Source organism: Candidatus Paceibacterota bacterium (assembly GCA_028711505.1).
In the GTDB taxonomy this organism is placed as follows: Bacteria; Patescibacteriota; Minisyncoccia; order JAHISW01; family Tagabacteraceae; genus JAQTSC01.
In genome coordinates this window covers 36,988-62,706 of the sequence record JAQTSC010000004.1, presented here as the reverse complement: position 1 = coordinate 62,706, position 25,719 = coordinate 36,988, and the positions used below count along the sequence as shown (strand labels likewise).

Here is a 25,719-nt window from a genome sequence, read left to right as displayed (position 1 = left end):
CCGGGGTTGTCGTGCCGATGCCCGTGTATCCGCTGTTTAGTATTGTTAACGCCGATGGCGTGGAAGTTCCGTAGCTGTCGGTGGATGTGCCGATGTAGAGGTTTCCTCCCATTGATGAGAATAGCCAATGTTTGAGATTGGCGCCTGCGCTGCTGTCGGAAAGAGCGAGTGTTGGACGGGTGCCGGATAGCTGGGTGAGCCATTGGGGGGTTGTGGTGCCGATGCCGATGTATTGATTCGTATTAATGAACAAGGAAGATGTGGCTGATAACTCTGATCCTACGGCCGCGTAATATGGAATCTGGCCAATAGCCGTTGAATCGCCGACTCCGCCCGAGCTTCCCCCGACGCACACCCCGTCAACGGCAAAACAGCCATCTGAAATATCTAATCCATTAGCAAAAGTTGAAGTAGCGGTTGAAGAAGTAATATTCAATGACGTTGCCTGCACGCCCCACGCAAAAGTCGAGGTGGCGGTCGTAGTGCTCACGCTAAAAATTCCGCCCACGGAAAGATCGGATCCGACACTGGCGGTGGTGGACACAGAAAGAGATTTTAGCGTGGCGGCTCCGCTTGTTGTTAAAGTTTCAAGAGACGCGGTTCCGGAAACCGATGGCGCTGAAATAGTCGGCGTATAAATTGTCGGGGAAGAAATCTGGCTTATTCTGTTCGTAAGAGCAATCGTGTTTTGATTTCCTGCCGCTTGTCTTTGAAGCTCGCTTCTTACCGCCTCTATCCTCTCGAGAATCCGGCTGTTAAGATCGGCGAGCCCTAAATCCAAATCTTTTTGGGATAATCCGCTGATAATTTTTTCTACGGTTTTTTCCGCAACCGATTGTTCCACGCTGATGGAATTTTGAGATTTTAATAATGCGAATTCCGTTCTTAACGCTTTCAGCTCATCGGACGCCGAGGCTGTGCCGGTTATATTATTATCTTTATTGCCTTGGTCATATACAAAAATATTTTCGTCGTCAAAAAATTCCACAAAAACGTCTTCAAGATTTTGAGGAAAATTAGCAATGCCGTCGCTCGCGGCTTTCGTGTAGCCGGAAACGGCATCAATACTTTTTTCAAAACCATTTTTAATGTTCGCGATATCATTTTTATCCGCGCCCAACAAAGCGGCTTGCTTCTCCGCCGCGGCAGAAAAAGAAGAATTCAAATCCGAGAAAGCGGGAATAAGTTTGGCGTACGCGTTTATAAATTGACCGGCTGTTGATTTTAAAACTGAAGCGTCCGCCTGCGAAAAGAAGAAGAAAATCAAAAGCGAAGAAAAAACGATAGCGGCTTTCGGCAAAAAATACGACGAAACGGAAACGCTTTTAGAACTTGGGCTGTCAAAAGAATTTTTATTGACGGTAAAATAGTTTTCCTGACTATTATATTGTTCTTCCACTTTTTTTAGATACTCTTCCATCCATTCAATTTTTGTAAACCACTTCTTGCCGATTCTCATTGACTTAAGCTCGCCTCGACGGCAAAGAAGCCCCAAATGCTGTTGAGTATATCCGTAATTTTTAGCAGCGTGTTTTAGAGAAATTTTATCCGGAAAAATTTTGTGAATTTTTTGAATATCAGGCTCATCCATGGGCTATTTTAATTATAGCCCGCACAAAAAAGATTGCGATGAATTATATCCAAAAGTGTGGATAAAAAAGGCGTTTTAACGGAAAAAACGCCTTTTTTATCCCGCGAACAAGTTTTTTCTGTTTTTTCTTCAAATCAAATGGTCTTGTTCACCAATTTTAAGTGAAAATCGGTCCAATAAGCCAAGTTTCTTTTTTGATCCGGAGTAATTTTATCGCAGACATGATTCCAGTGAAAAGAAACTTCGTCGCCGATTTTAACGGACGGATCCAACAGTAAAAAATTTTTTGCGGTTGATTTTCCAAAACACAATTTTTTTTCTCTAAATTCCAAAGGCGAATACGCGACCAAAGCAAAACCTCCGTTGATTGATTTAACCGTTCCCCACCCGATGCGGCAATTATCCATTGTCTCCAAAATTTTGTCTTTTGCTCCGGAACGCAGAAGTCCTGCGCGGCGATAAATTTCAAAAACATGAAAAACATGATGGGGCTTGGCTTGAGGGATAGACTGCGAAACCAACCATCTCCATTCTTTGTTTTTCATTTTCTTTTCAAAACGCTCCTCAATGCTGTCGTACAAATCTTTATTAAGCACATTCAAAAGCAGGTCGTTCCCCAACCAATAAGCTTCCACCACCCGCTCGTCAAACTCGTCTTTTATCCCATTGGACAAAGCGATAAGACGCAGGTAAGGCACCGCGCCCTCAAATCGAGAAAGAAGATTTCTTAACTCCTCTGCGTTGTTTTTTTGCGCGGATAGTCCTTCGGGTCCGCAATACCCCAAAACATTAGGAGGAAGAGCGTACTTGATGAAAAGCTGCAAACCGTTCATGTAAATTGCCGATGAGTAAAACTCCAAACAATATTAAAAAAATCGGAAAAATTAAATCTGTTTTAATTTGATGAGCGACAAAAACAGAATTCAAAAGCGAAGTAATGGGAGCGGCCAAAACCAAAATTGAACTGACTACCATGGCCGGCAATCGTTTTAAAGCGGAATACCAAGTGATGACATAAGCAAAAAGAAGAAAACAGCAAAAAATCAACCAGCCAAATCCCTTTCCGGAGACGCCATAAAACAGACCGGAGATATTTCCCGTAAACATCAAAAACATCAGCAGAAAAGCAGAACCGAAAAACATTCTTCCCCAACCGACCGCCAAAGAGGAAATATTTTTCAAAACTTTTTTGGCAATTATATTCTCAACGGCCCACATCAAGGTAGCCGCGAAAATTAAAAATTCGCCGTGTCCGATCTTAAAATCGGATGGAGATGAAAACAAATATACTCCGCCGAAAAGCGCCCCAAGAGCGATAAGCTGCAAAAAAGAAATTTTTTCTTTCAAAAAAGGCAGGGCCAAGACAGCCACCCAGACAAAAAGCGTTTTGTGTATAAAAGCGGCATTCGTGGCCGAAGCCGATGACAAACCCTTAAAAAACAGCAAAAAAGGAATGCTTCCGCCAATAAAACCGATAAGAACCATCTGCAGCCACTGTTTTTTTGACAACTTTTTCAGTTCACCGATTTTTTTAAGAGACAGAAGCAAGGAAGTCAGAAGAAACACCACAACCAAATTTTTAGCCGTGGTAAAAACCGAAGAATTGTCCCAAATACCCACCGCGAACTTATTTAAAAAAACAGAAACCCCGCTTATTAAAGCGGCGGCGTAAGCAAAGTAAATCCCTTTATTTTTCATGGCATTCGCAATTATGCTCTTCTAAATTAGACGTCATCTCTAAAATTCTTTCCGCTTCGTCTTTTTCCACTTTGTTCAATGCCATATCCGCGTGAGCGAGAACATAATCTCCGACTTCCACGCCCTTAACAAGCGAGAGGTTCACTTTCTTCTCCAAGTTCCCGTCGCTTGCCACGGCCCAATCGCCTTCAATTTTTTTAATTTTTAACGGAATTGCCAGACACATATTAAAACCAAAAAATTATTTATAATTTGTTTATCTCATTATATAACGATAATATATCTATATCCATGGAATCTCTTAAAAAGACAGCCAAGCGGCTTTCAATAATTTCAATCGCCGCTTTTGTCGTTATTTTTTTGGCCATTTCCGCTTACGGAAATTCTTCAACTGAAAAGGAGCTGAAATCGGCAAAAAAAATACCGGAAAACAAACAAGAAAACGGAGCTTTTTCCGTAAAAGCCGGGTTTCACATCCACACCGGAGACGATGTAATAGACAATCTTTCTTATTCAACTTATGACCTCATAGACACGGCCAAAAAAATGAATTTTGACGCCATCGCTTTGACGTTTCACGAAAATGTTCTTGAACATGAAAAATACGAAAGATACGCCGAGTACGCCGCGGATAAAAATATTCTCCTTATCCGGGGAATTGAAGCCGACATAGAAGGAAAAGACGTCGTAATTCTCAACTGCCCCGAAAACGCGGAAGACATAAAAAATTTTGAAGAACTTAGAGAATACAAAAAACAAAATCCTCAAATATTCGTTTTCGCTCCCCATCCTTTTGTGCCGGACAGCAAAAGCCTTTTCCAATTGCTTGAAAAAAATATAGATATTTTTGACGCGATAGAACTTTCCATTTTTTCAAACGAAACTTTCAATTTTAACGAAAAAGCGGAAAAAATCGCCGAAAAATACAACAAACAGCTTATAGCAACCGCCGATGTGCATTTTCAGGGAATGTTAAACCGCGGATATGTAATATTAAACGTTGAAGAAAAAACTCCGGAAAAAATCTTCCAAAGGATAAAAAGCGGTAAAATCGAAAATCGGCTTGACCCGCTGACACCGGAAGAAATGTTCGCGCACAAAATAAAATTTTCTTATATATGGCGCGCTGTCAGCTCCGCTGTCTTGGAAAAATAAAAATCTCTAATCGCTATCGGGAATTTCTTCCCAATTAGCCATCTCAAATTCCGAGCTTAGGGTAGGGACGAAAGGAGGAGCTCCATAAATCAAGTTCGCGTCAAAATATGTTTCTCTTTCTCTGTAGCCGGAAATCACCTGACTGCCCGAAGTCCATTGCGTTCCCACGCGGCCGTTGCTGATGATCGAACCGTTTATTTCCAAATAGTCCTTATCGTTATTTTCGTAATGATTTCTTCCAAAACGGCCTTTTTGCGCGATAAAAATTCCGCGAAGTTCCATATTATTGGGCGACTGCGGTCCTATTAGAACATTCCTTTCTCCTGTTAAAGCCAGGCCGTCAGCGCCGTTTGTTGTCGTATAGCCGATATTCCCGGGCAAAACAACGTCGGTATCAACATCGGTATCAATTAGATTCGCCGAAGCGACCGTGATTTTCCCTTTTACCGTGCCCTCAGCCCAAAGATCGTCTTCCACAAAAACAACCGAACAAGAAGAAGGAGGAGCATAAGTATTGTAAAGATATTCATCCGAGATGGTGAAATAATCATAATGCCAGTCTTCTTCCTCGCTGTAAGCCTCTGTTCTTGAAAGTTCCGTAATAATCCATACTTCAAAATTACCGCTGTTTAAAAATTTGATGTGATACCCAAGGCCGTCTTCGTCCAGATCGGCCGAAGGAGGCAGATAGACTCCGGAAGAAACGGCGACATCTTTCATGTCAGCCAGGTCAATCGTTATCCCGTCAAAATCAAAAGCCGGAACCGGAAAAGTAAACAGGTCTTCACTGCCGTTTTCCGTGGTGAAAACTCCGGGACAAAAGCAGTTTTTGCCTTCAAGATGGCAAGGGTCTCCGCATTGGCCAAGCCCCCATCCTTGACCCTGGAAACTTGAGGGACCGCAGCCAAAAGATGAAGTGCAAATCCATTCTTCCTGCCCGCTTGAAACCAGAGACTGATTATCGCCGTCCATTCTTATGCCGCCATTTGAATGGTAAGGACCTCTTATCTCGTGGTCCTGCCCAATCCAAACATTGTCGTTAAGAATGTAAGCGTATTTAGCAACCGACATTTTTCCATACAAGACAGAAACTTTTCTTTTAACATCGGGAAAGGCGTCAGTCCACCCCGTTGAAATTATCTGCCTTCTGGTCGTTTCTCCGCAAGAAATAGTGGCGTCTACTTCAATTGAAAAACCGCCAACTGGATTTCCGTTTGCGTCATAATAATCTTTTTCAACGGCGCAACTTCCTTCAACCTCATTATTTAAACACCAATTGTAATAATCGATTCCCGCTTCGGCAATATGCAAAGCCTCGCTCCACGCGGCTCTTTCCACGCTTTGGCGAAGCTGCAAGGAAACGAAACCGAAAAGCCCTCCAAGCAATATTATGAATATAGCCCCAAATGCCATAATCAAAATGGTTATAGCGCCGCTATCGGTTCTTTTTGTTGTGCTGTTTATTTTATTCATTTTTAAGGTTTCTAAGCCGGACATTTGATTCAAGCTCATACGCCGGCGGGTCGTTTTCAGTGTCCGCGTCTATAACCATAAAGATTTTCATCATTTTCGTATCAATAAGCCGCGCCGGCGAATCTATTATTTTATCGCCATTTTTATCAAAGTACTCAAAAATCGGGGGGGCGTTTATGACATACGAGCTCAAAACGCTAATCTGTTCCTGGGCCAAAGGGTATTCAACGGGCGCCGAAGTCGGCTCGATAACCCCCTTTTTCAAATCAGTGCCCATGGTTTCTTCCGTCCAAGTCAATTCAAATCTGGCTTTCATGGAATGGTCTGGTTCTTGCCAATCGCAGTTTGGACCGACATGGGAATTCGCGTCGGCTACAAACTGAATAGAATTATCTCCGGCATAAGAAAAAACATCGTAAACCGAAGTCCCCTGCCAAGCTCCGGGGCAATCTTGGCATCCGCTATCGCAAATTTCATTCAAATAAACAGAATCGGCATAAACATCCGCTTCTTCGTTTGACGCGCCAAAATCTCCTTCAACTGAAACCTGCACTTGAACCGAAAGCAAAGTGCCGGTAAAAAAATCGGAGAAAGAAACACTGCAACTTCCTCCGGACGTATAAGTAACGCAAGTTTTTACCTGGCTGCCGGAATTAACGTTTCCAAGAAAATATCTGACTCTTTCTGTTTCATCATCCTGGTCAATGTCGCTGTAAAAGACTATTTCCTTATCATCGGCTTTTTCAATAACATAAGACCCGTCATCGCCCTCATGAGCCTCTCTAAGTTCTTTTATCATTGTTTCTACGCCCTTTCGCGCTTCATCAACAGCAATAGATTGTTCCCAGCTATAGTGCTGGCTTCGGTAAAGCATAAGGATAAACGAAGAAACCGCGGTCATGGCAAGAGCGAAAATCGCTATCGCGATGACAGTTTCAATGAGAGTAAATCCTTTTTTGCTGTAATTTTTCATCTATTCAACCTGCTCCAGCCCTATTGTTTTAAGTGTGTTTCCGGAAACCGAAACACTGGAATTTTCCGACGCGTACCCTGGCCCTGAAATTTCCAAATTGTAAGTTCCCGCGTCAAGCGGAATAAAAAGAGTCTGGCCTCTTTCATCCGTATATTGAGTTTCATCGTATCCCAAACCGCTGTTGTACATTCTTATTGAACCGGAAAAAATCGGCTCAAGCGTAATATCGTCTTCCAGGGTTATCAGACAAGAATTGGAAGAATCCAGATAAAGAACGACTGAAATATTTTCTAAGGGAGAAAGGCCTATTGGCTGAGGAGAAGGATTTATATCCACCAAATTCAAACCGCCGGCCGGCTCTGTCGAAAAAGTGTAAGAATCCCATTCCAAATCCGAAATATCTTTATGCCCCGAGGAATCCGATTCAAACGATTCCAAATACTTATAAATAGGATCTCCAAATTCATCGTCTCCGACTGATTTTTCTCCTCTTAAAGAAAAAGTCGCTCCGGGAATCGGAGTCGGGTCGCTAGTGATCCACGAAAGGCTCCAGTTTTCAAGAACCGAAGTGGTAGTGGTGCTTTCGGTTGAAAAATTCGCTTTCAGCCGCAATCCGGCGTAATCGGCAATCGGCAATCCCGACAAATCGACGGGAGAAATATCAAATCCTTCGGAATTTCCGGCCAAATCTTCTTCGGGGACCAAGTACCAATCCGTTGAGGAAGAATAATAAATCTGATATTTAAGGTCGGCGCCAGCCGGCTCATTGTCACTGAAAGAAAATTCGTCCCAGTTTGAAATATTTACAGGCGAAGACCCGACGGAAAGAAGATAACCGGAAAGAAAATATCCGTCAGCTCCAATCGCCAGCATTGCATCGCCGCTTGAAACAGCGACGTCGGATTTTTCAAGGATTTTACTTTCGTCAACAAAAGAATCGGAAAAACTATCACTGCCCCATGGAGAACTTGTATCCACGGAAAAAACTCCGGTTCTGTCTATTGATAAACTTGATTGGGAAAGCAAGCCTTCCAAAACAGCCAGATTCGGCTTTTCCGGGGTAATTATTGTTGTGCCGCCATAAATATCGCCGCTGGCATAAGTATTTTCAGAGCTGAAACCCGACGCAGAAACCGATATCTTGTAAGTGGAAGTCGCCAAAGAAAAATAATGCTGGCCGCTTGACGGAGACGCTGATTTTACCACTTCACCCGTTAACGGATCTTTTATTTCAATTAAAGGTGAAAAAACCATCTGTCCATGGCTGTCAAAAACGGAAACGGATAAAATTCCTCCGTCGGAAGAACATTCCTGGCTAAGATTTTCCGGCGCTATGTCCGACCCGGCAACAACTTCCCCGCCAAAACCATCGGACCACGAAACCTTGGTTTCAATTCTTTTGTAATCATTAGGACAATCATCTTCCGGGGAAGCCACCCCGTCGGAAGAGTCAACGACAAAATCCACCCTGTTTTCTATTGTAAACAATATATTATTACTCACTGTCGTTGTTGAGCTTTCCAAAACCCCTTCTGGAAAACCGCCGACCACACCCACGGAAGAATACGGCAAATTTCTTGCCGTCTCTATTTGTTTATTGGACAACGAAGTCGCGGTAATCCGGCTCCTGCTTTGGCCTATCATTTTAAAGACCATGCGATAAGCCTCGAAAAGCCCCACAAAAATCACAAGCATTAAAGCCGTGCCGACAATAACTTCAACAAGAGAAAAACCTCTGTTAATTTTTATTTTTCCCACTTTTTATTTTTTATCCTTAAACTCCTCCCATCATCGAGTACATCGGCTTTATCATTGAAATTGCAAAAAATCCCACAACCGCGCCGATAATCACCATCAGAACCGGTTCTATGACAGTGGCCAAATCCTTTGTCGCTTCGGAAACTTCTCCTTCGTAAAATTCGGCAATCTGCAAAAGCATTTCCGACAGTTTTCCCGTTTCTTCGCCGACAGATATCATTTCGCCTATCAGCGGAGGAAAAACATTATCCGCCTGTTTAAAAGGAGCGGAGATTGAAGAACCTTTTTGTATTTCCTGTTTTGCCGACGCTATAATTTTTTTATAATAAAAATTTTGGGTAACTCCGGCAGTCATATCAAACGCTTCAAGAATATCCACGCCGGAAGAAATAAGAGAAGACAGCGTTCTTGCAAATCTGGCTGAATTTATTTTTCTGACAAGAGGAGATATTATCGGAAGGTACAAAAACGAAAAATCTATGCCCTTTTTTACCGCCGGCATTCTCAAAAGCCAAACTGCCGCCAGGAACAAAATCACGGCAAAAACTAAAATAACAAACGAATTGGAAATAAGAGAGTTGCTGAGCCAGACTATCACTTGAGTGCTTGCAGGAAGGTCAACGCCGAGTTCGTCAAAAGTGGAAACCAGCGTCGGCACCACGTATATAAGCATCAAAATTCCTATCGCGACCATGGCGCAGACAAGAATTGCCGGATAAATCATGGCGCCCCTCACTTTTCTTTTAAGAATAAAATCATTTTCCAGCTGCTGTGCAACCAATTTAAGGGCGCCGTCTATTTTGCCGCTTCTTTCTCCCGCTTTCACCATGGCCACGTAAAGATGCGAGAAAATTTTCGGGTATTTGTCCAAGCTTTCATGAAGCGGCTTACCCTTGCTAAGCATATCCGAGATATCGGAAAGTGCATCCTTGAATTTTTTGCTTTTTGCCTGCTTCGTAAGCACTTTCAACGCGCGCGCCAAAGGCAGACCGGCCGAAATCATCACCGCCAGATTGCGCGTAAAAATCATTTTTTCTTCAAGAGGAACTCCTCCCAATATTCCGGAAAAAAAAGACGCGGCTTTCCTTCCCGTTTTTTCTTCGCTGCACTCAACAAGCATATATCCTTCCGCCTTGAGCTTCCTGCCCAAATCAAATTTGTCTTCGGCTTCCCGGGCTCCATTTAAGGAACTGCCGTTCAAATTTTTTGCGGTAAATTTAAATATAGGCATTTTTCGTTTTTATTGATAATAAACAAAAACCGCTAAAAATATAAATTGTTTTTATTCTCTCGTCACACGAAAGACTTCCTCTATGCTGGTAATTCCCTGCGCCGACTTGATTATTCCGTCTTCAAACATCGTAATCATTCCCTCTTTTTTTGCCTGTTCTTCTATTTCATCGGAAGTCGCGTTCTTCATTATAAGCGTTCTTATCGTGTCGCGCATCGAAAGTGTTTCGTGAATTCCGATTCTTCCCTTGTATCCGTCCGGACTTTCGGCTGACGGTTCCGGTTTATAAAAAGTGATATCTTCAAGAGCCTGATCCGGTTTGGCCAGTTTCAAATTTTTTAAAAATTCCAAAACTCTTTTCAAGTCCACTTCTTTGCCAAGTTCTTCAATTTCTTTTTTGGAAAGTTTGTAAGGCTTTTTTGAATTCGTAAGAGTTCGGACAAGCCTTTGCGCGATAATCAAATCCAAAGTTGAAGCCAGAAGAAAAGATTCCACTTTCATATCCAAAAGTCTTGGAATCGCGCCGGCGGCTGAATTGGTATGCAAAGTTGAAAAAACCAAATGTCCGGTAAGGGCGGCGTTGATTGCAAGAGACGCCGTTTCGCCGTCTCTTATTTCGCCGACCATTATTATATCCGGGTCTTGCCTGACTAAAGACCGAAGCCCGTTTGCGAAAGTAAAACCGATATCGGGTTTTACCTGTGTCTGGTTTATTCGCGGAATTTGGTATTCAATCGGATCTTCAATTGTGCAAATATTCACTTCCGGCGTATTCACTATATCCAAAACAGTGTAAAGAGTAGTGGTCTTGCCGCAACCGGTAGGGCCTGTCGCAAGAATCAACCCATGCGGCCTGTTCATTGCTTTTTGCACCGCTTCCAGTTGATCACCGAAAAAACCGAGCACTTCAAGAGAAAATCCTTTTGAATCTTCGGGCAAAAGACGTAAAACCGCTTTTTCTCCGCCGGAAACGGGAAGTATGGAAACCCTGAAAGAAACTTTGGAACCTTCCGTTTCAATTTTAAATCTTCCGTCCTGCGGCAGGCGTTTTTCATCAAGCCTCAAATTGGAAAGAATTTTTATGCGGGCGATTATCGCGTCTGAAACATCTCCGGGCAAATCCATAGTATCGCGCAAAATTCCGTCGATGCGATATCTCACGAGAACTTCTTTTTCTCTTGGTTCAATATGAATATCCGACGCCCTCTGTATTATCGCGTGCTGAAGCAGCGTATCCACTATCCTCACCACGGGCAAATCTTCAGCCATCTTTTTCAAATCTTCAGGATTCACTTCCTCCCCTTCGGTCACGCCTATGGTTTTTATTTCCGCCGATTCTTTTTTTATTATTTCGCTGAACTCCGCCTGCAAGCTTTTGTGATACTGCTGAAGCCCGTGTTTTATGGATTCGCGCGTCGTAAGCCTGGGTAAAATTTTAAAATTGGATTTTTTCCTGACAAAATCTATGGCCTCAAGGTCATTCGGGTCAAGCATCGCCACTTCCAGATTATTTCCCGTCCTCTTAAAAGCGATGATGTTATACGATTTTGCTATCGGCTCGGGTATGTGCGACAAAATTTCAAAATCAAGTTTTTCTTTTTCCAAATTTACGAAAGGAATTCCCAAAATATAAGCCTGCAAACGGCGCAAGTCGTCTTCGGAAATTTTATTTTCCTTTATGAGGATTTCTCCAAGTTCCTGTTTTGCTTCCCCGGCCTTTTTTTCCGCGGATTCAACGTCAGCCGAAGTGACAAGCCCGGAATCAAGCAAAAAATCTTTTAATTGTTGTGGTTCAACGCGCATTCCGAAAAATAGAGGGACGATTTAATTCAATATTTCATTTACTTTTTTTAATATTTCCTCCGGTCCGTAATTGGCTTTAACGAGATAAGCTCTGGCGCCATACGCCATCGCTCTTTCTATGTCGAATTTCTCCTCAAGGTTCGTCAGTATCGCGACAGAAGTATCTTTCAGTTCTTTGTCTTCGCGAATTTTTTCCAAAATTTCAAAGCCGTCTTTTTTTGGAAGAATCAAATCCAAAATAACCAGGTCCGGTTTTTGTTCTTTAAAAATTTCAAGCCCGAGTTCTCCGTCATAAGCGTCAAAAACTTCATATCCGGCTTTCCTTAAAACAGGAGACATCAACTCGTGCAAACGGCGTTCATCTTCAATAAATAAAATTTTTTTTGCGGCCATAATTAAAATTGGGCTTAATTGTAAAATTATCTTAAGGGAAGAGAAAACCAAAAAGTGGAGCCTTTTCCTTCAACGCTTGAAAAACCGATTTCCCCGCCGGAAGATTCTACTATGGATTTTGCCATATAAAGCCCGAGCCCGAGCCCGTCGTGTTTGTACTTATCCGCCAAAGAGCCTCTAAAAAATTTCTTAAATAAATTTTTTGATTCTTCTTCCGGAATTCCGGCGCCTTCGTCATTAACCAAACACCGGGCATTGTTGTTTTCCTTATTCAAAAAAACCATTATTTTCCCGCCGTGCGAACTGTATCTCATGGCATTGTCTATTATACGGGAAAGCGCTTCCCCTATTTTCATTTTGTCGGCCGCCACCACCAGGTTGTCGCCCGAAGAAGAAAAGACCAAATTGACGCCAAGATAAGAAGATTTCTCCGCGTATTTATCAACAATTTCTTTTGCCAGTTCCTGCAAAGGAAAAGAAGATTTCATAAGCACCAGCGTCCTGCTTTCAATGCGGCTAATTTCCAAAAGGTCGCTCACCATGCGCAGCATTCTCTCGTTCTGCTCATCAACGGCGATAAGCGACTCGCGAAATTTTTGCTCAAGCTGATTATTGCTTCCGCCGTTTCCAAGCAAAAGGTCTATCTGCCATTTTATTGAAGCCAAAGGACCCCTCAATTGATGCGACATTATGCCGATAAACTCGGATTTTTCCCTTGAAGCGAAAGCGATGCGTTCAAAAGAATTCACGATAAAATAACTCAGAATAAAAAGCGCGACCGCCACAATACAAAGTATCAAAATCAAAACATAGGGATCCGTGTAAAGCCGTCCGACATAATACGTCGTCAAGATAGCGATACCGATTATCGCGCCCATTAAAGTAAAAATAAAAGGCGGACATTCCCAAATTCCCACCTTGTAGTCCTGGCAGTATTTTTTGAAATTTAAAGAGTCAATTATTTTGGAAAAAAGTTTTTCCATAAGTATGTTTATTATACCAAAAAAAGAACAAAAACTAATCCACAGAATGCGTTTCCTTTCTGAAATTGCGAGTTTTAGCATCGCAAAGTATAATGAAAAAATGAACATATTCAAAAGGACAGAAAGTGCGGAATCCGCCGCTTTCGGATTTCCAAAAACGAAAGAAAACATGCCCGACCCGGAAGCCGAAGCTAAAACTACCAAGGCGGCCGAGCAGATAAAAAACAGAGAAGATCACGAGCTTAACAGAATTCTTTCAAACCCGAGGTGGATACCCCAGTCTCTTGAACAAGCGGGGCTGGAAAAGTCAAAAACATTTAAAGAAAATTTAAGCGGAGCTATTGCCGCGGTAAGCAAAAAGACGGGCTATCCCGAAGAGCTCATAAAAAAGCTTTACGAATTGGGGCAAAACGAGCTAAAACACTAATTTTCAGCTAAATTTGACGATTTAATTTTCTCTCGTTTTTATTGACAAAACCTTTAAGCGATTATATTTTTACCGGACGCGGTTTCGTGATACTTTAAGTTTGTGAACAGATTTGAAGGTCTTGGCTAAAGATATTCCGATAAAGAATAAGGAAAAAGCCTTATTGGCGAAGTTAAAATAGCAGACCCGAAAAAATTTCGAGAATAAATTTTGCGATTACAGAAAAAACTGTGGAATTTCTGCCGGAAAACCGCCAAACGGCATAATCAACGTTTTGCAAAAAAACAAAAGGCCATTCCTCAATTTTGCCAATTGGCAAAGAGAAACGGCCTTTTCATAATGATTAATGATCCCAAAGAACATCGTAAAACTCCGAAATTCTCATCAACCCTGCGTGTTCTCCGCTTATGCATACGGTACGCAGGGATATATTATTTTCCTTAAGACTCAAAAGAAGGTCATTCTCATCTATCGGACAATCACCATCAGTTGCCAAAAGGATTTTCTTCTCCGATATCTTAGAAGAAGAAAGTTCGCCAATAGCACTTTTAAGGGCGACTTGAATGTTTGTGCCTCCGTCCGGGGAAAGCAAGTGAGGCAATTGCCTTTTTAGCTCGGCAAATTGTTCCGGAGTCTCCGCCTTGGCAACGCTTTCTATAAACTCTGTAAAAACCTTCAGAATAAGGCAAGCACCGGCGTCCAAACACTTATCTGCCATCTTTTCAACCAATGCTATGGCCCAAAAAACACGGCCGAGTTCTTTCATACTGTCTGAACGGTCAACGAGCAAGACTAAAACTTTTTTTGCCTTTACCGTAAACTCCATCGGCTGAAGAACCAAAAGCTGGTGCGCTGCAAGGCTCGCGTAAAAGCTTTCGTCATCCATCAATTGCTGAACAGGAAGGATATTGCGAATTTCCTCCATACTTTGCACAGGCCTGATGTCAATGAAACCGGTGGGAACTATTGATGGTCGCGAAACGGCCTCCGGGTCAGTCGAATCAGATAAAACCTCCGTCTCACCCAAAGAAAACTCCGTCTCGCGAACGATTCTCTCCAGAAGTTCATTTCTTCTCTGTTCTCGATTCAAACGTTCAACATTTTTTCTCCGCTCTTCTTCTCCTCTTGCCCGCCTTTCTGCTTCCGCCCTTTCTGCCTCTTTTTTTTCCTCTGCCTGCCTTTTTGCCTCTGCCTCTTCCCCCGCCTGCTTTTCTGCCTCACTCCAAGCCCGATCCTCCTTTTGCCTCTCCTTGTCTCGCTTCCTTGCTATCCTTTCTAGAAGAAAACAAAGAAGAAACGTGGCTAAACCAGCGGCGGCTGCCGCCGCCATTAAACCGATCATAAAGCACCTCCCTTCTCGCTTTTCTACCCGTTCAGATACTCCTGCATCTTTTTCTGAATATCCTTAAGGACGTCAACGGCGGTCTGTTTCGCTTTCTGTTTAAAGGCGTCAACTTCGGGTTTTTCCGGCACAATGGCCGCAATCTGACGCGAAATTTCACCCGCCCTTTTATTCGACTGACGCAAAGCTTCCGGATTATTGCAGGAAGCAGGAACCAATTGTTCCATTTCCTTCACAAAACCTTCCAGCGCGGCGTATTGTAAATCGCTTAACTGAAGTTTCATTGTTTCTTTTATCTTTTCCACGTATCTTTCGGCGATACTCAGCCAAAGCGCTTTTTCGTCTTCGGTTGTGCCCAAGGCGTAATGTAAATGCAGGATATCTTCCGGAAAAATCTCGGTTCTAGCGTCGTCTAAAACCGCGTGTGCTTCTGCCATTTGGGTTGCCCAACAAATCCGACGGTCCGAAATATCAGGCATAATCTGTAAAATCCTTTTGTTCGCGATAAGGCCCCGCCTCTTCTGCCTATACTCACACAAAGCTTCCCCCATGGAGAGGAAAAACGCCGGATTGGTAAAAAGCGAAGGTGGTTCGACAATCAGCCGACTGATTTCTCGAATCAAAGACAAAGAAATCTTTGATTTCAGTTTTCCCACTTCGGCCATTTGGAAACGCCGAATCATCTCCCCCAAATCGCCGGCATTATCCAAATACGGAGCTTCTGTGATGAACAAAAAACGGTCGAAAACAGCCCACGCCTGCGGATTCTTTGCCAAAAACACGCCTGGAGGCGTATTTGTGTCGCAATAGGCCGTAATCAAAGGAATATTCACTGCCTGTTTGCCTCTGATGAACCGGCGCTCGTTTAACGCCGACAAAGTCGAACGCAAAAGCGGCATATTGGCATCGAGAAACTCTCCAAGCCGTGCCAAATTTGCTTGAGGCAACATCCCTTCTATATTATGTTCAAGGACACCTTCTTCTCGCATTTTCTTCGGATTAAGCGGACCGAAAAGTTCGTCCGCCGTCATAAACATATTGAGCTCGACATGAAATCCGTTGGCACCTTCAATTCCGGAGAAAAATACGTCAAAGATGGCCGTTTTGGCCGTACCAGGGTCGCCGAAAATCAAAACATGTTGGCATTGAGCAACAGCATATCTCAGAACATCCACAACATGATCTCTGCCGACAAAACACCGTTTAAGGTCAGCAAACATTTCATTGTAAACCTTTACCGCGTCTTTCAAATTTTGACCGCACAATTTTGCCGCCATACTATTTCCTCCTTCATACTATAATAGGTTTTTTCCAATGTGGTATTCCTAACTCCTTTCTCTCCATAGCTGCATTGCCAAAAAGATTTTTTTCAACGGACAATTCACCGCCAAGTAAAGCAAACATTCCCGTTTTTGTCAATAGATTTGACAATTTAAAAAAGTTCCCCTATTCTTAAAAAAGAATCCGTTCTGCTTAAGCCGAGCGGATTTTTAAATAGAAACTTTTAAAGAAACCTTAGAATTTAAAGTTTATAATTAAAATTACTTACATATGATTGACCTAAAAACTCTTCAATCAACATTGGAACAGCTGGAAACCGAAAAAAATATCCCAAAAGAAAAAATTATAGAGACCCTTGAAGACGCGCTGGCGGCTGCCTATAAAAAGGATTACGGCAAAAAAGGCCAAATTATAAGGGCTAAATTTGACCTTAAGACAGGTAAAACCGAGTTTTCCCAGATAAAAACAGTCTTGGACGAAACAATGATAAAACCTGAAACAGGAGAAGAAAACGAAGAAACAGAAGAAATCGTCGAAGAACCGCTCGAAGAGGGAGAAATTCGCAAAATAAGATTCAATCCAGAACGGCATATAATGATAAAAGAGGCTCAAAAAATCAGAAAAGACGTAAAAACCGGAGATGAACTTATTTTTTCACTCGAATCACAGGCAGATTACGGAAGAATAGCGGCTCAAACAGGCAAACAAGTTATAATCCAACGCATCAGAGAAGCGGAAAGAGACTCAATTTACGGCGAATTTAAGAATAAAGAAGGAGAAATAGCGAGCGGTATTATCCAAAGAATAGAGGGTGGAAATATTTTCCTTGATTTAGGCCGCGCCACGGCTGTTTTGCCGCGAGAAGAACAGGTCAGAGGAGAAAGATACAGGCTTGGAGAACGCATAAAAGCTATTATTTTCCTCATAGAGCAAACTCCAAAAGGCATAAATATCTACCTTTCCCGAACACATCCAAAATTTCTTACCAAGCTTTTTGAAATGGAAGTGCCGGAAATATCCAACGGAATAGTGGAAATAAAAAGCGTTGCCAGAGAAGCAGGTTCTCGTTCCAAAATTGCGGTTTCCTCAAACAAAGAGGAAATTGACCCTGTCGGATCCTGCGTCGGACAGAAAGGGGTTCGTGTAAGCACTATTATTTCCGAGCTTGGCGGCGAAAAAATAGACATTATAGAATGGTCTGACGAACCATCCAGCCTTATCGCCAATTCCCTTTCTCCGGCAAAAGTTTTGGAAGTAGAGATAAAACCGCACGGAAAAGAAGCTTCTGTTATGGTTTCTGAAGAACAAGTATCTTTGGCAATTGGGAAAAGAGGTCAAAATGTACGGTTAGCCGCAAAACTAACAGGGTGGAAACTTGATATTTGTTCAAGAGCCGGCGAATCTATCGCGCAGGCAACGGAAGAAGGCGAAGTTAGTGGGAAAGGCGTTGAGCAGGAACAACAAAAATAAGCAAAAAGGTCTTTTTTAGAGTTTCATATGAAACTCTAAAGAATCCTAAAATCCTTTTTTAAAATGGCTCAGCATCTCAACCTAGGAAAAGAAGGGGAAGATATTACCGTGAAACATCTTGTGAAACACGGATATAAAATCCTTGAAAGAAATTACAGAAAAAAATGGGGAGAGATAGATGTGATAGCAGAATCCTTTGACAAGACTCGGAATAAAAAGATCTTGCATTTTATAGAAGTTAAGTCTGTTTCATATGAAACAGACTTTGAAAATCTAATACCGGAAGCAAATGTCCACTTCCATAAAAAACAACGGTTGGAGAAAACGATAAAAACTTATCTGGCGGAAAAAAATATTTCAGAAAACACAGAATTCCAAATTGATGTTTTTGCTATTTTGGTAGACTCAGAAACAAGAGAGAATAAAATAAGAATTACGGAAAACATTATTTTTGAATAATGGTTCACATGAAACAAAGACCCGCTTGGAAAAACGCAAAAACCAAAACAGGACTTGTTCATGTCTACACCGGAGACGGAAAGGGCAAAACAAGCGCCGGAATAGGCCTTTTAACAAGAGCGGCCGGACAAGACTTAAAATGCTGTTTAATTCAGTTTATGAAAGGGAAATACCCTTACGGAGAAATAAAATCCTTGAAAAAACTGGGTAAAATAGACATCAAGCAATTCGGGAAACTGGAGTTTATAAGAAAAGGGGAGGCAAAAGAAATTGATAAAAAAGAAGCTGAAAAAGCAACGAAAGAAGCTAAAAAAGTGGTTTGTTCGGGAAAATATGACTTGGTGGTTTTGGATGAAATATGCGTTAGCGAATTTATGGGTCTTGTAAATGTCCAAAAGATATTGGACATTATAAAAGACAAGTCTGATAGGACCGAACTTGTTTTAACAGGGAGAAAAGCGAACAAAAAAATTTTTTCTAAAGCTGATTACATTACTTTTTTTGAAAACAAAAAGCACCCTTTCAAAAAAGGAATTTTAGCGAGAAAGGGAATTGAATTTTAGCGTTTCATATGAAACGGGCCAGCTGGATGATGGTGGCGCCATAATCGGGGCGTAGTGTAATGGCAGCACGCGACCTTTGGGAGGTTGTAGTCCGAGTTCAAGTCTCGGCGCCCCGACCAACTTAAACTTTTTTCAAATTCAGAAGCGTTTTGTTGCTCGCTCGCCCCGCCTTCGGCGGGTCTCGCTTCGCAAAAAGCCCTGTATTTCGGAATTAAATCGTAAGGTCGGACAAATTCAAATTCAGTTTTTCGGGAAATCAAACGGCGGTTCGTTCCAATTTTTTCCGCCAATGATTTTATTTCATAAAAATCATTGGACAAAGCAAGTTTTTCGGCGTGGTGAGCAGTCTTTATCCATTCCCGCAAAGGTTCAATCCAATTGTTTCCCTTTCGCCCAAAATCAGATTTTCTTTTGTTAAGGTCTGTTTTTGTTTTGATGAGTTCGTCTTTTTTGACAAGGTAAGTTTCTTTTTCAATAGAGCCGTCCAAGAAAGCGTTGACCAGTTTATCAAGTTTCGTTTCCGTTTCTTTGATTTTTTCCTCAAGATTTTGGGCAAAAGATTGCGATGACTGGGCGTTATCTTTTTCCCAAACATCAACTTGAGTTTTCATCTTCTCCGCCCAGTCGTCGCAAAGAGCGACATTTTGAAGCCGTAATTTTAATTGTTCAGCGAGCAAGTCCTCGCGCAAATATCGTTGCGAACATTTACCGAGCTTTTTGGTGCAACGATAATAGCGATAGGTTCCTCCGTGTCCGTGGGCAAATTGCGCGGTAATGGCTCCACCACACTCGCCACAAGTTAAAAGTCCGACAAATGGGAAGTTATGCCGTTTTTTGCTTTTGCGAGGTCTTGCTCGCTGTTTTAATACTTTTTGGACGGCTTCAAAAGTCGCTCGGGAAACAATTGCCGGAAAACCGCCCTCATAAGTTTCGCCGTTATGAACGATTAAACCGAGATACACTTTGTTTGTCAGCATTCGTTGGAGTGTCGCTTTACAAAGTGGTTTTCCGGTTCCGCTCACCACGCCCCAAAAACTCAGGCGTTGGCCTAAAGATTCTAAAGTATGCCGGCCTTGCGCGAATTCCTCAAACGCTTTGGTAACACACCTTGATTTTGTCGGTTCGGGTTCAATGGTTCTCGTCTTTGGATTATTCACATAGCCGAACGGCGCAAGTGTCGGCCATTCGCCCCGCCTGAGTTTTTGCCTAATCCCGCGCTTAACATTTTCCGACAAATTGTCGGAATAATATTTTGACTGGCCAAAGGCGACTTGAAGCATAAACAAACCTTGCGGAGTTGGCTCAAACCAAAAAGTGGGAAAGCGCAAAGAAACGATCTTGCCGATGTCTATGCTGTAAATTATTTGTCCGCCGTCAACGGAATTTCTTGCCAAGCGGTCGGGGTGCCACGCAATTAAGCCGATTGGCTCTTTGCTCTCGTGAACCTTGCTCATCATCTCGTTAAAAATTTCTCGGCCCGGTTTCTTTGCGCTTTTGCTCTCAATAAAAGTTTCGGCAATTTCTATGTTTTCCCGCTTGGCAAATTCCGCCAACTCCGCTAATTGTGCTTCAATGCTCATCACTTGTCTTTCTTCATCTTCGGTAGATTTCCTTGCGTAGAGAAAAAATTTTATTTTCATAGTGTTTACCTCATTAAGTTAATAATTGTCACCTTAGGCAATTGCGCCTACGGCGCAAAAGCGCGGGATTAAAAAACTTGCTTTGTCTTTTTGCCTTTGGCAAAAACGGAAAAAATTGGATACAAATTTCATTTGTGAATTGTTTCGCAATTCCGAACCGCCGTTTGATTTCCCGAAAAACTGAATTTGAATTTGTCCGACCTTACGATTTAATTCCGAAATACAGGGCTTTTTGCGAAGCGAGACCCGCCGAAGGCGGGGCGAGCGAGCAACAAAACGCTTCTGAATTTGAAAAAAGTTTAAGTTGGTCGCAATTGCTGAACGAAGCGCGAACCTTTTTTGAACAAAATCCTGACTGATTGCCGCGCTTCGCGCGGCAGAAACTGAACGCTCGGGCGGGCAAAAAGGAAGGGGGTTGGGGGGGGGAAGGAATTTTTGCCCGCCCTCGCTTTCCGACTCCGATTTTTCCGCCGCCGCCGAATTTCGTATTTCGCTTTGCGAAATGCGCCGCCAAGAAAAAAGGGGTTGTGTTTGCCCCACCCACCCGTGCGCACACAACAAATTTGCTCCCCTTATTCATATGTATCATTATAATACAACATTGCCTAATAATGCAACAAGAGATACAATGTAAATAATCTTATGGTCGAAATATCAACAAAACTTGGTCAAAATCTAAAGCGGATTAGAACCGCTAAAAAATTGTCGCAGGGCGCAATCTCTCGCAAATTAGAAGTTCACCGAGCTTATATCAGCGGGATTGAAAATGGAAAAAGAAACCCAACGCTTGCAACAATTCAGAAATTAGCTAAGGCTCTTGGAGTTTCGGCGGATGAATTGTTAAAATAAATTTATGCCTAAATTTTATGAAAAGTTACCGGAATATGTAGAAAAGAGAGAAAACAAAGAAGAATTTAGATGGCTTGGCAATGACAGCAGTTTCGAGCTTTTTCCGCATCTAAATTTGAGCTGGCAAAATCTTTCTGAGATTTATAAAAAAACCGGAAAACCGATTGGCGATTTGGGTGCCAGTTTTTCCACAATTCCTGCGGAAGGTGAGTTAAGAGGCATCGATGTGGTTCCGATTGATTTGATGCACGAAGCCAATCAAACCCGGTACAGCGGGGTTATTAAGAGAAAATTTCAATTAGGTCCATTGAATGATATTTATAAATATCCTGCAAAAAAATTGCCCAATGAACTTGAAAGAAATATGGGATTTGAGAATCCATTTATAGATTATACGGAAACTATACAAGCGGTGATTGAAAAAGCGAAATCAAAGTATATAGTGGCTGATCTTGCCAAACTTCCCCTAAAAGATAGGGCATTAAGCGTGGCTATTGTTTCTGACTCGGTGCCAAAACACTCTCTAGATTTAAAAACATTTTTAGAAAAAGAATTGCCCGAAATATTGCGAGTTACGGATCGAGCGGCATATATTTATCCTATTTCCATTTATAAAGCAACTAAATGGAAGGGGAAATTTGATTTTGAAGAAAACGAGTTTGTCTGGAAGAAAGTTTCGGATTTGACATCGGAAGAGATAGCAGAAGAAAAGCGAGTTAAAAATATGGATCCGGAGGCATATGATGAGGAATATACCGAAAAAACAACTCTCGAGGAAACACACCAGCTGTATAAAGATTCAAAAATTATCGAACAAATAAAGGAAACGGCCGAACGACTTGGATTTGATTTTGTATTAGAAAAAGCGAATAACACAGAAAAAGAAGAAAATGAAAAGCGAGGTGAAGTATTGGGTGGTAGCTATTTTGAATATCATCAACAGGAGGAGGCAAAGCTTGGAATATTTAAAAGAAAGTAATAAAAATTTCTTATGAAGAATAAAACTACCGAATTTTCATTTGTGTTAAAACCAACGAAGCATGGTATCGGTGTTTTCACGATTCATGATATTATAAAAGGCACACGTTTGAGGCTCTGGGGAAACCAAATTGAAGACGAGGTTGATAGAGCTCGTTTAGTTAGCAAAGAAAAAATTCCGGTGATTCTTCGGGGATATTGTGTTGATCGAGGGGAAAAATTACTTTGCCCAAATGATTTTGGACACATGGAAATTGGCTGGTATATAAATCATTCCGAAAGTCCAAATGTGTTTCAAAAAAAATATAAATGGTATTATGCTGCAAAGGATATAAAGGGAGGAGAAGAAATATTAATTGACTATAATTCATTAAACGAGCCCCAGGAAAACAAAGAGGAATTTTATAGAATGAAAAGTTCTATTAGAAATACCAAGAGTTGAAATATAGGCGGCGTGCCAACTAAGTTGGCACGAAATTCGGCGGCGGCGGAAAAATCGGAGTCGGAAAGCGAGGGCGGGCAAAAATTCCTTCCCCCCCCAACCCCCTTCCTTTTTGCCCGCCCGAGCGTTCAGTTTCTGCCGCGCGAAGCGCGGCAATCAGTCAGGATTTTGTTCAAAAAAGGTTCGCGCTTCGTTCAGCAATTGCGAAAAACGAAAATGAAGAGGAAGTAATGAACAAATTGTGTATATCGGACATTTCTAATGGACACTATAAACAAAGGTATTATAAGATAACACAGATTTTTTCCATATTTATTCACAGCTTGTCCCCATGGTCAAAATAAATAAGAATTAATAAAGGTTCATTCCATTGAACTTCTAGGGGGGTTCACATGAAACAACGCGCGGGATTAGTTTAATGGCAGAATAAGAGTTTTCCAAACTCTGGGCGGGAGTTCGATTCTCCCATCCCGCACCATGTAGGAAATTGCAAGTTAAAATTAAGTAATTCTCGTTTGACCGGAAAAATCTGTCATGTTAAGAATAAAGCAGATTTTGAATTCTTGACCTCTAAAAAAGGAGGGCAATATGGCAAGATTGAGAGAAAAGGAGGTTTTGATTAAAAATAAACCGCCTGGTATTAAAAAACTGAAGAAAAAAATCGCCGGTATAATCAAGAAAAACTTAAGCCATTTAACATGTATTGACAGTGGATGGGCCTTTTGCGAAGGAAGCAAAGAAACGGCTCAGGAAATTGTAGATGAAATGCTTAAAATTTTTTCTTCCAAAAATTATGCCAAAGAAAAAATCCGGAAAGCAAGCCTAAAGGAGGGACTAAGACATGGCTGAAAGAAAAGAGTTACGGGAAGTTTTAGTGCAGACCTGCGATTTTTGTGAGGACGAAACAAAGCATCTTTCAAAATGCGCGATTTGCGAGAGAGAAGGATGCGGGGGAGAAGGAGGAACAAGACATTTCGCGTATGCTATTGAGATTTACGAATACGGAACAGGCAAACGAAATGTTAATGGCCATATTTGCAAAGAATGCATCGCGAAAAACCAAACAATGGCATTGACTAAATTTACTTCCAGTCTCTTGAACAGATAATCAGTAGCCCCCCATCATCCCGCCATGCGAGATGATGGGGGAATTTTTTTTCGCCCGAAAACAATCCAGCCCCGACCTTGCGTCGGGGCTGGATTCATCTTTCCGGAAGATGTGTGATTACAAAAAGGCTAAACCCTTAATTAGCCGAGAAACTATTTAACGGCGTCCTTTAGCGCTTTTGAAGCCCTGAATTTCGGGACTTTAGTAGCCGCTACTTGGACCATCTCACCAGTCTTCGGGTTTCTTGCCTGACGAGCAGCTCTTGCTTTTACGGCAAAAATACCAAATCCGGCAATGGAAACTTCTTCTCCTTTTTTCAATGTGGAAACGATGCTGTCAAAAATGCCATCAACAATTCTTTCGGCTTCCGCTTTGCTTCCGGCGGTCATGGCGGCAACGTTTTCAACAATAGATGCTTTGTTCATGGTTCTGTGTCAATACTTAAAATCGATTAAATTCGACCTCGTTAAAATATACACGAATTATAGGCAAAATACCATTATTTTGCCATAGAGATATCAACAGGCGCATCACCGGGCATATTCCACTATTCTGGTCTCGCGAATAATATGCACTTTTATTTCTCCCGGGAATCTTACTTCCTGTTCAATTTTTTGCGCTATGTCACGTGCCAATTTTTTGGCTTCAAGGTCGGAAATTTTATCAGGAGACACGAAAACCCTTATTTCACGACCCGCCTGAATAGCGTAAGATTTTTCAACCCCTTCAAAAGAATTGGAAATGCTTTCAAGCTCCTCAAGCCTTTTTAGGTAATTTTCCAATGTGTCGCGTCTCGCTCCCGGACGAGAAGCAGAAATAGCGTCAGCCGCCTGAATTATCACCGCCTCAAAAGAAGTATAAGGATATTCTTCGTGGTGTGATTCCATGGCATGGACGATTCTTTCGTCAACATTAAATTTTTGCAAGATGCGGCGTCCGATTTCAACATGAGTTCCCTGAATCTCATGGTCAACGGCCTTTCCGATGTCGTGCAGAAGCGCGGCTTTTTTTACGAGAGGGACATCGGCTCCGACTTCCGAAGCTATCATTCCCGCGAGATGAGCCGTCTCAATGGAATGCTGCAAAACATTTTGGCCATAACTCACACGGAAATAAAGTCGCCCCAAAAGCACGATGAGCCGGGGTTCAATATCAAAAACTCCAACCTCATACGCCGCGTTCTCTCCTTTGTCTTTCACCATTTTTTCAACTTCAACTTTAGCCTTGGCAACCATTTCTTCTATGCGCGCCGGCTGTATTCTGCCGTCCGAGATAAGATTTTCAAGAGCAATTTTCGCTACATGCCTGCGGACCGGATCAAAACTGGAAATAACCACCGAGCCTGGAGTATCATCGACAATTATTTCCACTCCTGCCGCCCTTTCCAAACTGCGGATATTTCTTCCTTCTTTTCCTATTATTTTTCCTTTTAATTCGTCAGAACCAATGGTAACGGCTGTTGTGGTAATTTCCGAAGCAGTGGAAGAGGCCAGCCGTTGAATCGCTGTAACCAGTATTTCCTGAGCTTTATTTTCCATTTTTTCCTGCCCAAGCATTTCCAATTTCTTAATCCTAAGCAGAATATCTTCGCTGTATTTTTTCTCGACTTCCTGAAGAAGTTCCTCCTTCGCGTCTTTTTCGGACATTTTTGAAACCACTTCCAGTTCCCGTCTCTTCTGAAAATCCAAAAGCTTCAGCTGTTCCTGAAGTTCTTTTATTTCTTCGGCTTTTTGTTTGAATTTTTGAGCGTCTTTTTCCAGTTCCGATCGCCTCTTTTCTATAAGTTCTTCCCGGCGAACGATGCGTTCTTCGAGTTTTCTTACCTGCGAAGCGACTGCCCGCTCTTCTTCTTTTGCTTTTTCAAGAATGGTTTCGGCCTTTTTTGAAGCATCTTCAACGGATTCCTGGGCTTTTGCCTTGGCGTCAACCAAGAGCTGCTTGATTTTAACTTCTATTGAGCTTTTTCTCTGCAGAGCGATTAAATGCCTTAAAAAATAGCCAATCACGCCACCCACGACAACCGAAGCCAGCGCCACCCCAAATAGCGTTGTTAAGTTCATATTGATTTTTTAGCGCGCCGCTAAATTCCGTAGAGCTAAAAT

The 25,719-nt window shown here is 42.1% G+C and carries 26 protein-coding genes and 2 tRNA genes; 13 read left to right on the top strand and 15 right to left on the bottom strand.

Going from position 1 to position 25,719, the window contains the following annotated elements:
• The 4 genes from PHC85_02505 to PHC85_02490 all read right to left on the bottom strand — a co-directional run.
• Window positions 1-1,591, bottom strand: a 1,591-nt coding sequence (locus tag PHC85_02505) for a hypothetical protein (protein ID MDD5032958.1), incomplete at its 3' end; no start/stop codon positions are given.
• 134 nt (window positions 1,592-1,725) lie between these two features.
• Entirely contained in the window at window positions 1,726-2,424 is a 699-nt protein-coding gene (locus tag PHC85_02500; GenBank protein MDD5032957.1) for a DUF6390 family protein, read from the bottom strand.
• A complete protein-coding gene (locus PHC85_02495) occupies window positions 2,381-3,289 on the bottom strand; it encodes a DMT family transporter (protein ID MDD5032956.1) in 909 nt (302 codons plus the stop codon). Before PHC85_02495 ends, PHC85_02500 begins: the two co-directional genes overlap by 44 nt.
• Window positions 3,279-3,515, bottom strand: coding sequence for a HypC/HybG/HupF family hydrogenase formation chaperone (locus PHC85_02490; protein MDD5032955.1), 237 nt, complete (start codon window positions 3,513-3,515; stop codon window positions 3,279-3,281). Before PHC85_02490 ends, PHC85_02495 begins: the two co-directional genes overlap by 11 nt.
• 65 nt (window positions 3,516-3,580) lie before the next feature.
• On the opposite strand from PHC85_02490, the gene PHC85_02485 reads away from it, so the two are divergent.
• A complete protein-coding gene (locus PHC85_02485) occupies window positions 3,581-4,444 on the top strand; it encodes a PHP domain-containing protein (protein ID MDD5032954.1) in 864 nt (287 codons plus the stop codon).
• A 6-nt stretch (window positions 4,445-4,450) separates the two neighbouring features.
• Here the strand turns inward: PHC85_02485 and PHC85_02480 are convergent, their stop codons facing one another.
• The 7 genes from PHC85_02480 to PHC85_02450 are packed head-to-tail and all read right to left on the bottom strand — an operon-like array spanning window position 4,451 to window position 13,058.
• Complete coding sequence (locus PHC85_02480) at window positions 4,451-5,956, bottom strand: hypothetical protein (GenBank protein MDD5032953.1); 1,506 nt, start codon at window positions 5,954-5,956, stop codon at window positions 4,451-4,453.
• On the bottom strand, window positions 5,910-6,890 hold the full coding sequence (locus tag PHC85_02475) for a prepilin-type N-terminal cleavage/methylation domain-containing protein (GenBank protein ID MDD5032952.1): 981 nt from the start codon (window positions 6,888-6,890) through the stop codon (window positions 5,910-5,912). The genes PHC85_02480 and PHC85_02475 overlap by 47 nt, the downstream gene beginning before the upstream one ends.
• A complete protein-coding gene (locus PHC85_02470; protein MDD5032951.1) occupies window positions 6,891-8,648 on the bottom strand; it encodes a prepilin-type N-terminal cleavage/methylation domain-containing protein in 1,758 nt (585 codons plus the stop codon).
• A gap of 16 nt (window positions 8,649-8,664) precedes the next feature.
• Complete coding sequence (locus PHC85_02465; protein ID MDD5032950.1) at window positions 8,665-9,879, bottom strand: type II secretion system F family protein; 1,215 nt, start codon at window positions 9,877-9,879, stop codon at window positions 8,665-8,667.
• A 51-nt stretch (window positions 9,880-9,930) separates the two neighbouring features.
• A complete protein-coding gene (locus PHC85_02460) occupies window positions 9,931-11,682 on the bottom strand; it encodes a GspE/PulE family protein (GenBank protein ID MDD5032949.1) in 1,752 nt (583 codons plus the stop codon).
• Between the two features lie 21 nt (window positions 11,683-11,703).
• Window positions 11,704-12,075 (bottom strand): response regulator, encoded by a 372-nt coding sequence (locus tag PHC85_02455; GenBank protein MDD5032948.1) that lies wholly within the window; start codon window positions 12,073-12,075, stop codon window positions 11,704-11,706.
• Between the two features lie 26 nt (window positions 12,076-12,101).
• Window positions 12,102-13,058 (bottom strand): HAMP domain-containing sensor histidine kinase, encoded by a 957-nt coding sequence (locus tag PHC85_02450; GenBank protein MDD5032947.1) that lies wholly within the window; start codon window positions 13,056-13,058, stop codon window positions 12,102-12,104.
• A 4-nt stretch (window positions 13,059-13,062) separates the two neighbouring features.
• Between PHC85_02450 and PHC85_02445 the strand changes: the two genes are divergently transcribed.
• Window positions 13,063-13,485 (top strand): hypothetical protein, encoded by a 423-nt coding sequence (locus PHC85_02445; GenBank protein ID MDD5032946.1) that lies wholly within the window; start codon window positions 13,063-13,065, stop codon window positions 13,483-13,485.
• Between the two features lie 343 nt (window positions 13,486-13,828).
• On the opposite strand, the gene PHC85_02440 is transcribed toward PHC85_02445, so the two are convergent.
• Together PHC85_02440 and PHC85_02435 are read right to left on the bottom strand one after the other, a co-directional pair.
• Window positions 13,829-14,827, bottom strand: coding sequence for a hypothetical protein (locus tag PHC85_02440; GenBank protein MDD5032945.1), 999 nt, complete (start codon window positions 14,825-14,827; stop codon window positions 13,829-13,831).
• 23 nt (window positions 14,828-14,850) lie between these two features.
• Complete coding sequence (locus PHC85_02435; protein MDD5032944.1) at window positions 14,851-16,104, bottom strand: AAA family ATPase; 1,254 nt, start codon at window positions 16,102-16,104, stop codon at window positions 14,851-14,853.
• Between the two features lie 277 nt (window positions 16,105-16,381).
• On the opposite strand from PHC85_02435, the gene nusA reads away from it, so the two are divergent.
• The 11 genes from nusA (at window position 16,382) to PHC85_02380 (ending at window position 23,617) form a co-directional block, all read left to right on the top strand.
• Window positions 16,382-17,578 (top strand): transcription termination factor NusA, encoded by a 1,197-nt coding sequence (gene nusA / locus PHC85_02430; protein MDD5032943.1) that lies wholly within the window; start codon window positions 16,382-16,384, stop codon window positions 17,576-17,578.
• Window positions 17,579-17,641: 63 nt separating this feature from the next.
• Window positions 17,642-18,037, top strand: a complete 396-nt coding sequence (locus tag PHC85_02425) for a YraN family protein (GenBank protein ID MDD5032942.1) — start codon at window positions 17,642-17,644, stop codon at window positions 18,035-18,037.
• A gap of 8 nt (window positions 18,038-18,045) precedes the next feature.
• Window positions 18,046-18,600 (top strand): cob(I)yrinic acid a,c-diamide adenosyltransferase, encoded by a 555-nt coding sequence (locus PHC85_02420; GenBank protein ID MDD5032941.1) that lies wholly within the window; start codon window positions 18,046-18,048, stop codon window positions 18,598-18,600.
• A 45-nt stretch (window positions 18,601-18,645) separates the two neighbouring features.
• Window positions 18,646-18,719: transfer RNA gene (locus PHC85_02415), tRNA-Pro, on the top strand.
• Window positions 18,720-20,374: 1,655 nt separating this feature from the next.
• The gene (locus PHC85_02410) at window positions 20,375-20,599 is read left to right on the top strand and encodes a hypothetical protein (protein MDD5032940.1); all 225 of its coding nucleotides are present in this window, start codon (window positions 20,375-20,377) and stop codon (window positions 20,597-20,599) included.
• A gap of 283 nt (window positions 20,600-20,882) precedes the next feature.
• Entirely contained in the window at window positions 20,883-21,089 is a 207-nt protein-coding gene (locus PHC85_02405) for a helix-turn-helix transcriptional regulator (protein ID MDD5032939.1), read from the top strand.
• Window positions 21,090-21,261: 172 nt separating this feature from the next.
• On the top strand, window positions 21,262-22,068 hold the full coding sequence (locus PHC85_02400; GenBank protein ID MDD5032938.1) for a hypothetical protein: 807 nt from the start codon (window positions 21,262-21,264) through the stop codon (window positions 22,066-22,068).
• Between the two features lie 12 nt (window positions 22,069-22,080).
• Entirely contained in the window at window positions 22,081-22,509 is a 429-nt protein-coding gene (locus PHC85_02395) for an SET domain-containing protein-lysine N-methyltransferase (GenBank protein MDD5032937.1), read from the top strand.
• Window positions 22,510-22,913: 404 nt separating this feature from the next.
• A tRNA-Gly gene (locus PHC85_02390) sits at window positions 22,914-22,987 on the top strand.
• A 137-nt stretch (window positions 22,988-23,124) separates the two neighbouring features.
• Window positions 23,125-23,358: a hypothetical protein gene (locus PHC85_02385; protein ID MDD5032936.1), complete on the top strand. Its 234-nt coding sequence runs from the start codon at window positions 23,125-23,127 to the stop codon at window positions 23,356-23,358.
• Window positions 23,351-23,617, top strand: a complete 267-nt coding sequence (locus tag PHC85_02380; GenBank protein ID MDD5032935.1) for a hypothetical protein — start codon at window positions 23,351-23,353, stop codon at window positions 23,615-23,617. Before PHC85_02385 ends, PHC85_02380 begins: the two co-directional genes overlap by 8 nt.
• 152 nt (window positions 23,618-23,769) lie before the next feature.
• On the opposite strand, the gene PHC85_02375 is transcribed toward PHC85_02380, so the two are convergent.
• Together PHC85_02375 and rny are read right to left on the bottom strand one after the other, a co-directional pair.
• Complete coding sequence (locus PHC85_02375) at window positions 23,770-24,042, bottom strand: HU family DNA-binding protein (protein MDD5032934.1); 273 nt, start codon at window positions 24,040-24,042, stop codon at window positions 23,770-23,772.
• A 105-nt stretch (window positions 24,043-24,147) separates the two neighbouring features.
• Complete coding sequence (gene rny / locus PHC85_02370; protein MDD5032933.1) at window positions 24,148-25,677, bottom strand: ribonuclease Y; 1,530 nt, start codon at window positions 25,675-25,677, stop codon at window positions 24,148-24,150.
• Between the last annotated feature and the right edge of the window lie 42 nt (window positions 25,678-25,719).